Origin of the sequence: Massilia sp. HP4 (assembly GCF_005222695.1) — a bacterium.
Taxonomy (GTDB): Bacteria; Pseudomonadota; Gammaproteobacteria; order Burkholderiales; family Burkholderiaceae_D; genus Telluria.
This window is the reverse complement of sequence record NZ_STGG01000021.1, coordinates 70,622-85,071: the sequence shown is the minus strand read 5'-3', so window position 1 is coordinate 85,071 and position 14,450 is coordinate 70,622. Positions and strand designations below refer to the sequence as shown.

The 14,450-nt window shown below is 65.4% G+C and carries 12 protein-coding genes; 3 read left to right on the top strand and 9 right to left on the bottom strand.

The features are described from left to right. Positions 1 to 15: 15 nt before the first annotated feature. The 9 genes from truA to E8M83_RS10355 form a co-directional block, all read right to left on the bottom strand. A complete protein-coding gene (gene truA, locus E8M83_RS10395) occupies positions 16 to 816 on the bottom strand; it encodes a tRNA pseudouridine(38-40) synthase TruA (protein ID WP_137173294.1) in 801 nt (266 codons plus the stop codon). Next, positions 813 to 3,839 (bottom strand): FimV/HubP family polar landmark protein, encoded by a 3,027-nt coding sequence (locus tag E8M83_RS10390; RefSeq protein WP_229491486.1) that lies wholly within the window; start codon positions 3,837 to 3,839, stop codon positions 813 to 815. Before E8M83_RS10390 ends, truA begins: the two co-directional genes overlap by 4 nt. Before the next feature lie 223 nt (positions 3,840 to 4,062). Then, positions 4,063 to 5,205 (bottom strand): aspartate-semialdehyde dehydrogenase, encoded by a 1,143-nt coding sequence (gene asd, locus E8M83_RS10385; protein ID WP_137173322.1) that lies wholly within the window; start codon positions 5,203 to 5,205, stop codon positions 4,063 to 4,065. Between the two features lie 25 nt (positions 5,206 to 5,230). Next, a complete protein-coding gene (gene leuB, locus E8M83_RS10380) occupies positions 5,231 to 6,301 on the bottom strand; it encodes a 3-isopropylmalate dehydrogenase (RefSeq protein WP_137173292.1) in 1,071 nt (356 codons plus the stop codon). A gap of 13 nt (positions 6,302 to 6,314) precedes the next feature. Continuing rightward, positions 6,315 to 6,962, bottom strand: coding sequence for a 3-isopropylmalate dehydratase small subunit (gene leuD, locus E8M83_RS10375; protein ID WP_137173291.1), 648 nt, complete (start codon positions 6,960 to 6,962; stop codon positions 6,315 to 6,317). A 37-nt stretch (positions 6,963 to 6,999) separates the two neighbouring features. Further along, a complete protein-coding gene (locus E8M83_RS10370; protein ID WP_137173290.1) occupies positions 7,000 to 7,122 on the bottom strand; it encodes an entericidin A/B family lipoprotein in 123 nt (40 codons plus the stop codon). Positions 7,123 to 7,132: 10 nt separating this feature from the next. Next, positions 7,133 to 8,563, bottom strand: coding sequence for a 3-isopropylmalate dehydratase large subunit (leuC, locus tag E8M83_RS10365; RefSeq protein WP_137173289.1), 1,431 nt, complete (start codon positions 8,561 to 8,563; stop codon positions 7,133 to 7,135). Between the two features lie 248 nt (positions 8,564 to 8,811). Then, a complete protein-coding gene (locus tag E8M83_RS10360) occupies positions 8,812 to 10,704 on the bottom strand; it encodes a chemotaxis protein CheA (RefSeq protein ID WP_137173288.1) in 1,893 nt (630 codons plus the stop codon). Next, positions 10,704 to 11,591, bottom strand: coding sequence for a protein phosphatase CheZ (locus E8M83_RS10355; RefSeq protein WP_137173287.1), 888 nt, complete (start codon positions 11,589 to 11,591; stop codon positions 10,704 to 10,706). Before E8M83_RS10355 ends, E8M83_RS10360 begins: the two co-directional genes overlap by 1 nt. Before the next feature lie 386 nt (positions 11,592 to 11,977). Between E8M83_RS10355 and E8M83_RS10350 the strand changes: the two genes are divergently transcribed. The 3 genes from E8M83_RS10350 (at position 11,978) to E8M83_RS10340 (ending at position 14,412) form a co-directional block, all read left to right on the top strand. Next, positions 11,978 to 12,445, top strand: coding sequence for a universal stress protein (locus E8M83_RS10350; RefSeq protein ID WP_005662701.1), 468 nt, complete (start codon positions 11,978 to 11,980; stop codon positions 12,443 to 12,445). 91 nt (positions 12,446 to 12,536) lie between these two features. Further along, complete coding sequence (locus E8M83_RS10345; protein ID WP_123071398.1) at positions 12,537 to 13,181, top strand: response regulator transcription factor; 645 nt, start codon at positions 12,537 to 12,539, stop codon at positions 13,179 to 13,181. A gap of 436 nt (positions 13,182 to 13,617) precedes the next feature. Beyond that, positions 13,618 to 14,412, top strand: a complete 795-nt coding sequence (locus E8M83_RS10340) for a Crp/Fnr family transcriptional regulator (protein ID WP_137173321.1) — start codon at positions 13,618 to 13,620, stop codon at positions 14,410 to 14,412. Positions 14,413 to 14,450 lie beyond the last annotated feature (38 nt).

Here is a 14,450-nt window from a genome sequence, read left to right as displayed (position 1 = left end):
ATTCCTGGAAGTCGATCACAGCCACGGCAGGGGCGTCGAGGCCTCTTGCGGCAGCTTCCACTTCGGATCGTACTCGATCTTCGCGAAATACAGGCCGTCCGGCATGAAGGTCGGCGCCGCCGCGTCGCGCGAACGGGCTTCGAGTACCTCGCGCATCCAGCCAGGCTCGTTGCGCCCGATGCCGATATAGATCAGCGAGCCGACGATATTGCGCACCATATGGTGCAGGAAGGCGCTGGCGCGCAGGGTGAACACGATGATGTCGCCGTGGCGCTCGATATTCACCTCGTGCATGTCCTTCACCGGCGTATTCGCCTGGCAGCCGGACGCCCGGAAACTCGAGAAGTCGTGGGTGCCGATCAGGTGCCGCGCCCCTTCGCGCATGCGCTCGACGTCGAGCGGACGGAACACCCACCCTGCCCGCTTGGCCAGCAGGGCCGACGGGTTCGGGTGGTTGTAGAGCACATAGTGATAGGTGCGCGAGCGCGCCGAGTAGCGCGCATGAAAATCGAGCCCATCGTCACCCGGCTCGACCACGGCCGCCCAGCGCACCACGATCGACTCGGGTAAAAAGGCGTTCACGCCGCGCACCCAGGACTGGACCGGGCGATCCAGGTCGGTATCGAAATGGACGACCTGCTCCATCGCGTGTACGCCGGCGTCGGTGCGGCCGGCACAGGTCGTTGAGAGCGCGACGCAGGCGAACTTCTCGAGTGCGATCTCGAGGCGGTCCTGGACGGTATGACGTTCCGGCTGTTTCTGGTAGCCGTTCCAACCGGTGCCGATGTACTGGACACCCAAAGCGATACGGGTCACGCCAGCAGTTCCCTCATCGCGCTGGCCTTGCCGACCTGCTCGGGATTGCCGCCCTTGATGACTTCATCGAGCAGCTCGCGTGCGCCTTCCTTGTCGCCGATCTCCTGGTAGGCGATGGCGAGATCGAGCTTGGTCTCCATCTCCATATGCTCGGGCGACATCTGGCCCGGCGCCGATTCAGGCGCGCCCGGCTCAAGAGCCAGCGGCTGCGCGGTGGCAGGTTCCGAAGGCGGCAGGTCGAGGTCGAAGTCGGCCAGGTCGAACGACGGCGAGGCCTTGTCGTCCGTGGCACGCGCATCGGGCTGGAAGGCGTCGCGCGCCGACATTTCTTGTGGCGCCGGCACCGGGGCCGGGGTTTCCGGCAGGTCGAAGGCGTCGAACGGATCGTCCTGGCGCGCGCCGAAGTCCTTCGGCTCGGCGCCGCCAGGTGCGCGCGGCTCGTCCGGCGTGCCGAAGTCCATGGTGTCCAGGTCGAACAGCGGATCTTCCGACGCACCGGCTGCCGTCGAAGCACGCGCGGGCGCCTCGTCGAACGAAGGCGCGGCCGGCGCTACCGGCGTCGTCGGGGCGGTAAAGTCCATCGCATCGAGATCGTGCAGTGGATCGGCCTGGGCCACGGTCGGCTGCGGCGTGCTGCCCGGCAGCGGCGGCAGGCCCTCGAAGTCCTTGGCCAGGCCGGCCATGTCGACCGGGGTCGCCTGCACCTGCGCCTGCGGCGACAGGTCGAGCGTGAAGTCGTCGTCTTGGTCGACCGTGCCAGCTGCCGGCTGCGCGGACTGAGGCGCATCGAAGTTCATGTCGAAGTCGAGGTCGTTCGCATCCGACGCAGGTTTGGCCTGCTCCGCCGCCGGCGCGGTGGCGGGAGCTGCAAACGGCGCCATGTCGAATTCCAGGTCAGGCACGGCGGTCGCGTCCGGGTCCGGACGGCTGGCCGCCGGCGGCGCCGGGTCGTTGTTGGTCACCGGCTCGAAGGTCAGGCCACCGAGGTCGAAGTCGAGCGCATTGTCGTCCTCGCGCGTATCTTGCACCGGCGCTGGCGCCGGGGCCGCGGTGCGGTCCTCGTCGTCCTTGGCCAGGGTCACTGCCGCGGCGCCGGCGGCTGCACCGGCGGCTGCGGCGCCGATGCCGGCGCCCACCGACGGGCCGCCGCGGAAGGCGTCTTCGTACTGCTGCGACAGGATGGCCTGCTGGCTGCGCTCTTGCGGCGACGGCGTCGGGCTCGGGGCCGGCGCGGCGTTCGCGTACAGCGGATTGGATGGGTCGAGCGTCAAGCCGAGCGCCGCGGCCTGGGCCCACTCGTCGCCCGCGCCGCCGCTCAGGGCGTGCAATTCGCGCGCCTGGGCCTCGAAGGCGCGCAAGTCCTTGCGCGTGGCGTAGATCTCGAGCAGCTTGAGGCGCACCGGATGGCGTTCAGGGTGGGTGCGCAGCGCTTCCTTCAGGATTTCCTCGGCCTGGGCGTCCCGGCCATAGGCGATGTAGACGTCGGCTTCGGCGACCGGGTCGACCTCGTTGGTGTCGAGCTGGCTGGCCGATGGGGCAAAGCTGGAATTGAACACGCTGTTATTGGTGTCCACGCTCTGGCCGCCGCTCTCGGCGAACAGCGAGTGGGCGCTGGCGCCCGGCACGCCCAGCACCGACGGCTCGGCCGGCGGCGGATTGGCCTCGGCCTCTTTGCGCTTGCGGCGCTGCGCGATGCCCAGCGCGGCCAACAGCAGCACCAGGGCGCCGGCGCCGATGTAGAGCATATTGTCCAGGATGGTGTCGACGAAGCTCTTCTCGGGCGGCGGGGCCGGTTTCTTGGGACGCGGACGCGGCGCCGGCTTCTCGGCAGCCTTCTCGGCCGCGGCCGCGGTGGCCGCAGCGGCGGCAGCCTGCTCGGCCTCGGCGCCGGCGCGGCTCGGCACCGTCATCAGGTTTTCGAGTTCGTTGACGTTCTTTTCGAGTTCTTTTACGCGCGCTTCGGCTTGCGCCAGTTCGCGCTCCTTGGCAAGCGTGTCCTCGACGCTGGCGGTGCCGTCGTCCGGCTCGCCCGCGGCGCCAGGCGCGGCCTTGGACAGTTGCAGCTTGTCCTGCGCCTCGCTGACGGCGGTCGGACGCTGCTCGACGCGCGCGGTCACGCGGCCGCTGGCGCTCTGGCCGCCCTGCGGCGCAGCGCTCGGGGCACTGCTCGCGACCTGGCCGGCCAGCTTGTTGCGGTAGGCGTCGAAGTCGGCCGCATGGGCCACGACCACGCCGCGCGCTTCGCCCTGGCCGGCGCCGCCGCGCACCGAATCGGCGTCGGGGATGCTCAGGATCTGGCCCGACTTCAGGCGGTTCATATTGTTGCCGATGAAGGCATCCGGATTCGCGCGGTACAGCGCGACCAGCATCATGTCGAGCGAGACGTCGGCCGGCTTGACGTCCAGTGCGATGCCGCTGAGCGTGTCGCCGCGGCGCACGCGGTAGTTGTCCTCGGCTTCGCGGGCCTGGGCTTCGCGCGCCTGGCGTTCGGCGCCGCGGCGAGCGGCGACAAGGCGTTCTCTCTCGGCAGCTTCCAGCGCAGGCGCAGGCACGGCGCCAGCCGGCAACTGCGTACGGGGTTGGGTTTGAGACGCCGCCACCACCTGGGCCGGCTGGGTCGTGCGCATCTCGGCCGGGTCGAGCAGGAAGGTATATTCGCGCACCAGGCGACCGTTATTCCAGGTCAGTTCCAGCAGCATGTCGACGAAGGGCTCGTTGAGCGGCTGGGTCGAGCTGACCCGGATCACCTGGCGTCCGGCGCGCTCGTCGACGGCAAAGCGCAGCGACAGCAGCGCCGGATTGAATTCGATGTTCGCGGCGCGAAAGGCCTCGGGCGTCGCCAGCTTGACCGCCATGCTGGCCGGGTCTTCGCCGGCGCCGGTGGTCAGTTCGATTTCGGCGCGCAGCGGCTGGCCAAGCGCCGACAACACCGTCAATTTCCCCAATCCGGCCGCATTGGCCGCGGAAGTCAGGAACACTGCACTGGCCACGGCCGCGGTGATCGATTTCAGCGCGGATGCCACGAGCGGAGATTGGTGCGAAAAATGCATAGTTAGCAGCGAAATGAGTTGGCCGAGGGAAAGGCGGTTTCCCGGAGTCTCAACATAACATCATGCTCTGGAGCACGCAAGCTCCCGACGCACGCCGAGGACCGGAGTATGCACCTTCTGTAAAACAAATGCCCCGCTAACGGGGCATTCGATATTCGGATGGCATGCCAGTTGCCATCAAGGCAAGCAACGTGGCTTAACGTTCAAGCACGATGCGCAGCATGCGGCGCAGCGGTTCGGCCGCGCCCCACAGCAGCTGGTCGCCGACCGTGAAGGCCGACAGGTAGTCGTCGCCCATCGACATCTTGCGCAGGCGGCCGACCGGAATGCCCAGGCCACCGGTGACGGCTGCCGGCGACAGGTCGCGCATCGAGGCTTCGCGGGTGTTCGGCACCACCTTCACCCACTGGTTGTGCCTGGCGATGATGTCGTTGATCTCGTCCAGCGGCACGTCGCGGGTGAGCTTGATGGTCAAGGCCTGCGAGTGGCAGCGCATGGCGCCGATGCGCACGCACAGGCCGTCGACTGGAATGGCTCGGCCCGCGCCAGGGTTGCTGTCGAAGCCCGCGCCGCGTCCCAGGATCTTGTTGGTCTCGGCGCCGGCCTTCCACTCTTCTTTCGACTGGCCGTTGCCCAGGTCCTTGTCGATCCACGGGATCAGGTTGCCGGCCAGCGGCACGCCGAACTGTTTCGTTTCATCGGCGGAGAGGCCATGCTGGGTCGCCAGCACGGTACGGTCGATCTCGAGGATGGCCGACGCCGGATTGTCCAGCAGCGACTTGACCGAGCTGTTAATGGTGCCGAACTGGGTCAGCAGTTCGCGCATATGCTGGGCGCCGCCGCCCGATGCCGCCTGGTAGGTCATGGAGGTCATCCACTCGACCAGGCCGGCTTCGAACAGGCCGCCCAGGCCGATCAGCATGCACGACACGGTGCAGTTGCCGCCGATGTAGTTCTTGACGCCTTTCGACAAGGCCGCGTCGATCACGCTACGGTTGACCGGGTCCAGCACGATGACGGCGTCATCATTCATGCGCAGGGTCGACGCGGCGTCGATCCAGTAGCCGTTCCAGCCGGCCGAACGCAGTTGCGGGAACACTTCACTGGTGTAGTCGCCACCCTGGCAGGAGATGATGATCTCGCATTTCGACAGTTCGGTAATGTCGGTAGCGCTTTTGAGCGCGGTTTCGTTTTTCGCCATCGAAGGCGCGGCGCCGCCCGGATTCGAGGTGGTGAAGAACACCGGCTCGATATGGTCGAAATCGCCTTCCTCTTGCATGCGCTGCATGAGGACCGAGCCGACCATGCCGCGCCAACCTACCAGACCAACTAATTTCATCATCTTCTCTCAGGGTTAACTAAACTTATGCGAGCGCCGCGACCACCGCGTTGCCCATCTCTTCGGTGCCCACCTTGGTGGACCCTGCTTCATGAATATCCGGCGTGCGCAGCCCTTGTGCCAGCACGCGCTTGACGGCGTTCTCGATGCGGTCCGCCTGCTCGGTCAGGCCGAGCGAGAAGCGCAGCATCATCGCGCTTGAGAGGATGGTGGCCAATGGATTGGCCACGCCCTGCCCCGCGATGTCGGGCGCCGAACCGTGCGACGGTTCGTACAGCCCCTTGTTGTTGGCGTCGAGCGAGGCCGACGGCAGCATGCCGATCGAACCGGTCAGCATGGCGGCGGCATCCGACAGGATATCGCCGAACATATTACCAGTAACGATCACGTCGAACTTCTTCGGCGCGCGAACCAGTTGCATGGCCGCGTTATCGACATACATGTGCTCGAGCGCGACGTCCTGGTATTCCTGGTGCACCTCGGTCACGATGTCGCGCCAGAACTGGAAGGTTTCCAGCACATTGGCCTTGTCGACGCTGGTTACACGCTTGTCGCGCTTCCTCGCCGCCTGGAAGGCGACGTGGGCGATGCGGCGAATCTCGCCTTCGGCATAGCGCATGGTGTCGAAGCCTTCGCGCTGGCCCTTGAACGGACCGTCCGGGCATTCGCGCACGCCGCGCGGCTTGCCGAAATAGATGTCGCCCGTCAGTTCGCGGATGATCAGGATATCCAGGCCCGAGACCACTTCTGGCTTCAAGGTCGAGGCGCCAGCCAGTTCGGGATACAGGATCGCCGGACGCAGGTTGGCGAACAGGTTCAGCTCGCGGCGCAGGCCCAGGATCGCCTGCTCCGGGCGCAGCGCGCGCTCGAGCGTGTCGTACTTGTAGTCGCCGACGGCGCCGAACAGCACCGCGTCGGCCTGTTTCGCCAACTTCAGGGTGGCTTCAGGCAGCGGGTGGCCGTGGGCGGCATAGCCGGCGCCGCCGACGTCCGCGCTTTCCATCTCGAACGATTCGCCGAGTGCGTTCAATACCTTCACTGCTTGCGCGGTGATCTCCGGGCCGATGCCGTCACCCGGCAGGATCGCGATTTTCATTGAAGCTGCTTTCTTAGATGGTGTTGGCGAGCCACGGCTGGGCCGCGACGTGGCGTTGTTCGAAGGCGCGGATCTCGTCGGCATGACGCAGGGTCAGGCCGATGTCGTCCAGGCCGTTGAGCAGGCAGTATTTGCGGAACTCATCGATGTCGAAGCCGTACGACAGGCTGCCGTCTTGCGTGCCGATACGCTTGTTCTCGAGGTCGATCGTGAGCTCGAAGCCCGGGTTGGCGTCGACCGCCTGGAACAGCGTCTCGACCTCTTCTTCAGAGAGCGCGATCGGCAGCAGGCCGATCTTGAAGCAGTTGTTGAAGAAGATGTCGGCAAAGCTCGGCGCGACCACGGCGCGGAAACCGTACTGCTGCAGCGCCCACGGCGCGTGCTCGCGCGAGGAACCGCAGCCGAAGTTCTTGCGGGTCAGCAGGATCGACGCGCCGGCATAGCGCGGCTGGTTCAGCACGAAGTCCGGATTGACCGGCCGGGTGCTGCAATCCTGGCCCGGTTCGCCGTGGTCCAGGTAGCGCCACTCGTCGAACAGGTTGGGGCCGAAGCCGGTGCGGCGGATCGATTTCAGGAACTGCTTGGGGATGATGGCGTCGGTATCGACATTGGCGCGGTCGAGCGGCGCCACCACGCCCTGGTGTACGGTGAATTTGTCCATTTTTTTCCCTCATCCCCGCGCGCGGCGGGGACCTAAGTTATTTTCCGCCAGCGCTGGTAACGACCTGGCCCACTTTCGAGACATCGCGACCGATGCCCGAGATGGTGTTGCAGCCGGCTAGCAGAACGGCGATGAGGGACAGTGCGAGTGCTTTTTTCATGATCTTCCTGTTACTGATATACGGTCGTGCCCTGCTCACGCGTCAGAGCGCGCACGTCGACAAAGCGACCCGCGATGCCCGCCGCCGCCGCCATCGCCGGCGACACCAGGTGGGTGCGTCCGCCCTGCCCCTGGCGGCCTTCGAAGTTGCGGTTCGAGGTCGAGGCGCAGCGTTCGCCCGGTTCCAGGCGGTCGGCGTTCATCGCCAGGCACATCGAACAGCCCGGCTCGCGCCACTCGAAGCCGGCATCGACGAAGATCCGGTCCAGCCCTTCGCGCTCGGCCTGCTCCTTGACCAGGCCCGAACCCGGCACCACCATGGCCAGCTTGACGCTGGCCGCGCGATGGCGGCCGCGCACGACTTCGGCCGCGGCGCGCAGGTCTTCGATGCGCGAATTGGTGCACGAACCGATGAACACCTTGTCGATCGGGACTTCAATGATCGGGGTATTGGGCGTCAGGCCCATATAGGCCAGCGCCTTCTCGATGGCGCCGCGGCGCACCGGATCGAGCTCGTTTTGCGGATCGGGCACGCGGCCGTCGATCGCAGTGACCATCTCGGGCGAGGTGCCCCAGGTCACTTGCGGCTGAATGTCCTTCGCATCGAGTTCGACGACGGTGTCGAACTGGGCGCCATCATCGGTGTGCAGGGTACGCCAGTAGGCGACGGCCTGCTCCCACTGCTCGCCCTTGGGCGACAACGGGCGATCCTTGACGTAGGCGATCGTGGTGTCGTCGACCGCCACCATGCCGGCGCGTGCGCCCGCTTCGATCGCCATATTACAGACCGTCATGCGGCCTTCCATCGACAGCGAGCGGATGGTCGCGCCGCCGAATTCGATGGCGTAGCCGGTGCCGCCGGCGGTGCCGATCTTGCCGATCACGGCCAGCACGATGTCCTTGGCGGTCACGCCAGGATTGAGGGCGCCCTCGACCTTGACCAGCATCGATTTCGACTTCTTGGCCAGCAGGGTTTGCGTGGCCAGCACGTGCTCGACTTCCGAGGTGCCGATGCCATGCGCCAGGCAGCCGAAGGCGCCGTGGGTCGAGGTATGCGAGTCGCCGCAGACCACGGTCATGCCCGGCAGGGTCGCGCCTTGTTCGGGCCCGATCACGTGCACGATGCCCTGGCGCTTGTCGTTCATGTCGAAGTACGTCAGGCCAAAAGCCTTGGTGTTGGCGTCGAGCGTCTCGACCTGCAGGCGCGAGGTCGGATCAAGGATGCCTTGCGCGCGGTCGGTGGTCGGCACGTTGTGGTCGGCCACGGCCAGGTTCGCGGAAACGCGCCATAGCCCACGGCCTGCCTCGCGCAGGCCGTCGAAGGCTTGCGGGCTGGTGACTTCGTGCACCAGGTGGCGGTCGATGTAGAGGACTGTGGTGCCATCGGCGTCGGCACGCACGACATGGGAATCCCAGAGTTTGTCGTAGAGCGTTTTTTGCATGGTCGATCCAGTGTTGCGGTGAGGTGAAACGCGGCCGCCAGCGCGAGGCTGGCAGGACCGGGCTTTCGATTATGCCATAATTGTGCAGTGCCGCACCAAGCCGGGGCGGCGCACGTTTATGCCAACAACATTAACACGCAGAAAATAATATTTGCAAGGAGTTTGCTGGATGCAAATAAAAAAAGCCTGTGTCACAAACACAGGCTTTTGTCTGCGCTTTTGGCGCAAGCGGCGAAAAGCGTTGCTTTCTATGCAGCCAGGCGCACGCTGCTCCTGCATCCATCCATCAGGAACGACAAGCCAACCACCAGCACCAGCTCACCCTCGGCCGAGCGCGCGGTGCCGGTGATGCCTTCGACCGTCAGCGCGGTCATCGGCTTGATCACCAGGTCGGCCGTGCCATCGACCGCTTCCATCGCCAGGATGTAGGGCTGCGGCGCGTTGATGACGATGCCGACTTTTTCCAGCGCGGCCTCGTAGCCCAGCGCCAGCGCCAGCGAACGCACCGGCAGCGGGCGGCCCTGGTCTTTCAGCACCGGAGCGCCACCGACGCAGGCGAAATCGTCCGGCAGCTCGACCACGCGCTCGACGACGGCCATCGGCAGCGCCAGTTGCGCGCCCGAGGTCGACACCAGCATGGTCGGCACGATCGACAGCTCGATCGGCAGGCGGATCGCGAAGCGCGTGCCCTTGCCCAATTGACTTTCAATCCGAATGGCGCCGCGGTTCTTCTCGACCGCCGTCTTGACCACGTCCATGCCCACGCCGCGGCCCGACACCGAGGAAGCGACTTCCTTGGTCGAGAAGCCCGGCAGGAACACGAGCTGGTAGGCGTCTTCGTCGCTCTGGGCGCCGTTCTCGCCGATCAGCCCCTTGTCGACCGCCTTCTTGCGCAGGACGACCGGGTCCATGCCCTTGCCGTCGTCCTGCAGCACGATCATGACGCTATTGGCTTCTTGCCAGGCTTTGAGCAGGATGTACGCCTTGGCCGGCTTGCCGGCGGCGACGCGCGCTTCCGGCGCCTCGATACCGTGGTCCAGCGCGTTGCGCAGCATGTGCACCAGCGGATCGTACAGGCTGTCCACCACCACGCGGTCGACTTCGGTCTCGGCGCCTTCGATGGTCAGCTCGACGTCCTTGCCCAGGTCTTTCGCCAGCTCGCGCACCAGGCGCGGGAATTTCTGGAACAGGCGGCCCACCGGCTGCATGCGGGTCGCAAGCGTCGCGCGCTGCAGTTCGGCCGAGTAGCGCGAGGCGCGCTCCAGGGTCTCGGTCAGGGTCGCGATCAGCACCGCGGCCTGGCCTTCGAACTTGAACTGCTGCAGGCGCTCGAGCAGCACTGCGGCCTGGTTGGCGGCCTGCACCGATTCGCCCGCCACTTCGAGCAGCGCGTCGAGCTTGACCGCGTCGATGCGGATGCTTTCGTCCTTGGCCGGCGCGGCGACCGCGGCCTTGTTGTCGGTGCGGCGCTCGACGCCGTCCCAGTTCTTGGCGCCGGCGGCAGGTGCAGCGGCAGCCACCGGTGCGACGACCGGCGTGGCGGCAGCGGGAGCGGCCGCTGCGACGGCGACCGGCGCGGCAGCCGCGCCGCCGGAGATCGCATTCGCGGCCGGCACCACGGCGTTGTACATGCCGGTCCAGTCGAGGCCATCCTCGCCGGCGGCAACCGGCGCTGGCGCCACAGCGACGGCGACCGGCGCCGCCGTCTCGACCGCAACCGGCGCAGCGGGAGCAGTGGCAGCAGCCGGCGCATTGTCCTTGCCTTCGATCGCATCCATCAGGATGCGTTCGAGGTCGCCCGGCATCTGCGCCAGGCCTTCCGGCGGCGTGCCGTTGTTCAGGTCACCGAGCTGGTCGGCCACGAAGCCCGACGCCTGCAGCGCCGCCTCGATGGCGAGCGGGGTCACCGGCGCGGCGCCGGTGCGCAGCGCGTCGAACAGGTTCTCGGTCAGGTGACAGGCCGCGACCAGTGCGGGCAGGCCCATGAAGCCGGCGCCGCCCTTGATCGTATGGAACGACCGGAACACGGCATTGAGCGTTTCCTTGTTATCGGGGTCGCGTTCGAGGCGCAGCAGGTGCTCTTCTACGTTTACCGCCAGATCCATCGCCTCGACGACGAAATCCTTCAGCATATCGTCCATTAGAATCCCAGATCGGCAAGAAGATCGTCAACATTGTCCTGGTTCAGCGCCGCTTCCGGCACCGACGGGCCCTGCATCAGCGGCGCCGGAGCGGCGGCCGGCTGTTCTTTCTTGGCCAGTTTTTCCTTGATGTCGGCCGGCGCGTGGTCGCGCAGCAGCTGGGCCAGCTCGCCCTCGACGGTCTGGGTGATCTTGACGACCTTCTTGATCAGCTGGCCGGTGATGTCCTGGAAGTCCTGGGCCATCATGATCTCGAGCAGGCGTGCGCGCTCGGCTTCAGTGGCCTGGTTGACGAGCCCCGCGAACTGGCGCGAATCGCCGGCCAGGGCCTTGAATTCGTCCAGGCTCAGCTTGCCTTCGAACAGGTCGGCCCAGCGGGTTTCCATGTCCTTGGCCTGCTTTTGCAGCAGGTCTTGCGCCGGCATGCCTTCGTCCAGGGTGTTGAGCACCTTGTTGGCGGCCTGCTCGGTCAGGGTGGCGACGTATTCCAGGCGGTCCTGGGCGTCGACGATCTGGGTCGAGGCCTCGGTCAGCGCCTTGTCGTAGCCCAGCTCGCGCAGCGAATCGTGCAGCAGGCGGACGATGCCGCCCAGGCGCTCGAACATCCCGCCTTCGTGGCTGTCGTCGCCATGCGCGGCCGCGCCCGAGGTGGTGGCCGCTGCCGGGGCCACGGCGGCGACGGCGGCAGTGGCGACCACGGCGCCGGCGGCCGGCGCGGCGGTGGCGGACACCTGGTCGAACAGCGATTCCAGGTCGTCCTCGTCATTGCTCGCTGCGGCCGGGGCTGCAGCCTGGACCGGCTCGGCGGCGGGACCTGGCGGTGCGCTGGTGCGCTGCGCCGCCACTTCCTCGAATAGTGCGTCGAAATCGTCAGCGGCGTCGGTCATAATCCCTGCTTCTCCATAATGTATAAATGTGCAATCAGCACTGCAATCCGGGGGTTCTGCTGCATCCACCTGGCCGGTGGGGCCGAGAAAATTACGGTGGAGTAATTAAAGCGAGTGTAGCAGCGTGGTTGCCTCAGGTAAATCTCAGAGAGAGCAATGCAACAAAATGGACAGGGAAACTTAATTCCGCGACAATCAAAAGCGGGAGTTCCTGATGCTTTTCACAAGCTTGGTGTTGTATTTTGTAATCGCCGGTCAATTTCCGCAGTTCAGTGTCGCATCGCTTCAGCGTGGGTTCATTTGATAGAACTCAACTGTTTGCGTCTCAGAAATCGCCATCCTGCGCGGAGTCGTCAGAATGGGCATGGCCAAGGAGGAGAAACATCATGTACCGCAAGATCCTGATCACCACCGACGGTTCGGCCGTGTCGCAACACACGGCTTGCGCCGGCGTCAAGTTCGCGCAACAGATGGGCGCCGAGGTGCTGGCCCTGTTCGTCGCCCCCGAATACCAGTATCCCGTCTACGTCGAGATCATCCCGCCCTCCTACCCCAGCGAAGAAGACTATATCGCCCAGATGCGGCGCATGGGCGAGGAATACATGGGCAAGATCACCCGCTCCTGCGCCGGCGCCAATCTGCAATACCAGTGCATGACCGCGTTTTCCGATTCGGCCGCGCTCAAGATCGTCGACGTTGCCGAACAAGAGGGCTGCGACCTGATCTTCATGGGCTCGCACGGCCGCAGCGGCTGGAATCAGTTGCTGCTGGGCAGCGTCACCAATAAGGTGTTGTCGCACACGACCAAGCCGGTGCTGGTGCACCGCCTGATCGCCGAGCCGGCGGCCAGCTGAGCCTGCCGGATCACTTGCCGTGTATTTACGGCTACAATAGATTTTTTGCTGATCCGGGGTAGGAAACCGCTTCTGGCGCGAGGAATCGATAATGGTAAGAATCGTCATCGCCGATGACCACACAATCATGCGCGAAGGGCTCAAGCGCATCCTGGATGGCGCCGAAGAAGTCGACATCGTGGGCGAAGCCACCAATGGCTTCGAAGTCCTGTCGCTGGTACGCCAGGGCGGCTTCGACCTGCTGCTGCTCGACCTGTCGATGCCCGGCCGCAGCGGCGTCGACCTGATCCGGCAGGTGCGCAGCGAGGCGCCCAAGCTGGCCATCCTGATCCTGACCATGCACGAAGAGGAGCAATACGCGGTGCGGGCGATCCGCGCCGGCGCCCAGGGCTATCTCACCAAGGAAAGCGCGGGCACGCAACTCGTGGGGGCGATCCGCAAGGTCGCCTCGGGCCGTCCTTATATCAGCACCGAAGTAGCCGAGCAATTGGCGCTGAACATCATGGCGCCGAGCGAGCAATTGCTGCATAAACAGCTCTCAGACCGCGAATTCGAGGTCTTTTCGCACTTGGTGAGTGGCAAATCGATTACCGAGATCGCCAACGGACTGCACTTGTCGGTGAAAACAGTGAGCACTCACAAGACCCGCATCATGCAAAAAATGGGCATGAGCTCCTTGTCGGAGATGGTCCAGTACGCCGTCGCGCACCGCCTGCTATCGCCGCTGAAAGCGTGATGCACTGATGTCCTTTGACCGCCGCGCGTGGCTTTCGTGCGGCGACGCCCCGTTGCCGCCAGTCTCCGGCGCCGGGCGGGGTGTCCCCCTTTCTTCCTGTCCTGCAACCCGCCGTCATTCGGGCGGCGTTCCTGGTGGTAGGAGTATTCCTACGACCACACCATCTGTCCTACCTACATATTCAGGCAACGCTGATATTCGTGCCGGACTCGTGTTGGCATACTGAATTCAGCGTTTCGACTTGCTTGCGATCCAAGTCACGGCGTCAGCCACACGGTGGCCGCCATACAAGCAACCATGGCATGGCAGACGCGCAACCGCACGCCGCCGTGCCGCCGGGATCGCGTGAAACCCGAGTTCCTTACCGGAGATGAGCATGCAGTCCCAGTCACCGTCAGAACAACGCAACGTCACCCAGCCGACCCTGCACTCCCCGATGGAAGCCGGACGCCAGCGCCAGGGACGACTTTGGTCCAACCTCAAGGAAGTCTGCGACCTGCTCCGTATTCCCGCCAGCGTCTCAGTGAGCTCCGAAGAGCTGCTGTTCCAGCACGTGCAGTTCAAGACCGGCCAGCGCGTGCACACGATCGGCCAGGCCTTCGACACCCTGTATATCGTCAATTCGGGCTTCCTCAAGACCGTGCTGATCGACGAGTTCGGCAATGAGCAGGTGCTGAGCTTCCCCATGAAGGGCGATATGCTCGGCGTCGACGGCATCCACACCCGCCACTATGCCTCCGAGGCGGTGGCGCTGTCCGACTGCGACCTGATCCTGCTGCCGTTCAAGAAATTGACCGCACTGGGTCGCGTGCATAGCGAACTCGAGAACATGATGTACGGCGTCATGAGCCGTGAGCTGGTGCGCGAACAAACCATGATCGGCATGCTCGGCGCCCTGTCGGCCGAGGCGCGCGTGGCGCGCTTCCTGGTCTCGCTGGCCGACCGCTTCGCCGCGATGGGATATTCCAGCAAGCTGTTCAACCTGCGCATGACGCGCCACGAGATCGGCAGCTACCTGGGCCTCACGCTCGAGACCGTCAGCCGCACCCTGTCGGCCTTCAACGAGATCGGCCTGATCACCGTCGACCAGCGCACCATCGGCATCAAGGATGCCGAAGCGCTCAAGACCCTGCGCCGCCTGCCGCCCTCGCGTTCGCGCACCAAGGGCGCTGCCCGCCAAAAGGCCGAGCTCGACCAGCCTGGCGACGACCAGGTGCTGGCCACGGTGTAAGTCTTCCCGGCTTCTTGTCAGCGACGGCGCCCGCCTCC

What these genes read in the sequence shown, in the direction of transcription:
- asd (WP_137173322.1), bottom strand. Translation starts at nt 5,205, where the DNA reads ATGAAATTAGTTGGTCTGGTAGGTTGGCGCGGCATGGTCGGCTCGGTC.
- leuB (WP_137173292.1), bottom strand. Translation starts at nt 6,301, where the DNA reads ATGAAAATCGCGATCCTGCCGGGTGACGGCATCGGCCCGGAGATCACC.
- leuD (WP_137173291.1), bottom strand. Translation starts at nt 6,962, where the DNA reads ATGGACAAATTCACCGTACACCAGGGCGTGGTGGCGCCGCTCGACCGC.
- E8M83_RS10370 (WP_137173290.1), bottom strand. Translation starts at nt 7,122, where the DNA reads ATGAAAAAAGCACTCGCACTGTCCCTCATCGCCGTTCTGCTAGCCGGC.
- leuC (WP_137173289.1), bottom strand. Translation starts at nt 8,563, where the DNA reads ATGCAAAAAACGCTCTACGACAAACTCTGGGATTCCCATGTCGTGCGT.
- E8M83_RS10360 (WP_137173288.1), bottom strand. Translation starts at nt 10,704, where the DNA reads ATGGACGATATGCTGAAGGATTTCGTCGTCGAGGCGATGGATCTGGCG.
- E8M83_RS10355 (WP_137173287.1), bottom strand. Translation starts at nt 11,591, where the DNA reads ATGACCGACGCCGCTGACGATTTCGACGCACTATTCGAGGAAGTGGCG.
- E8M83_RS10350 (WP_005662701.1), top strand. Translation starts at nt 11,978, where the DNA reads ATGTACCGCAAGATCCTGATCACCACCGACGGTTCGGCCGTGTCGCAA.
- E8M83_RS10345 (WP_123071398.1), top strand. Translation starts at nt 12,537, where the DNA reads ATGGTAAGAATCGTCATCGCCGATGACCACACAATCATGCGCGAAGGG.
- E8M83_RS10340 (WP_137173321.1), top strand. Translation starts at nt 13,618, where the DNA reads ATGGAAGCCGGACGCCAGCGCCAGGGACGACTTTGGTCCAACCTCAAG.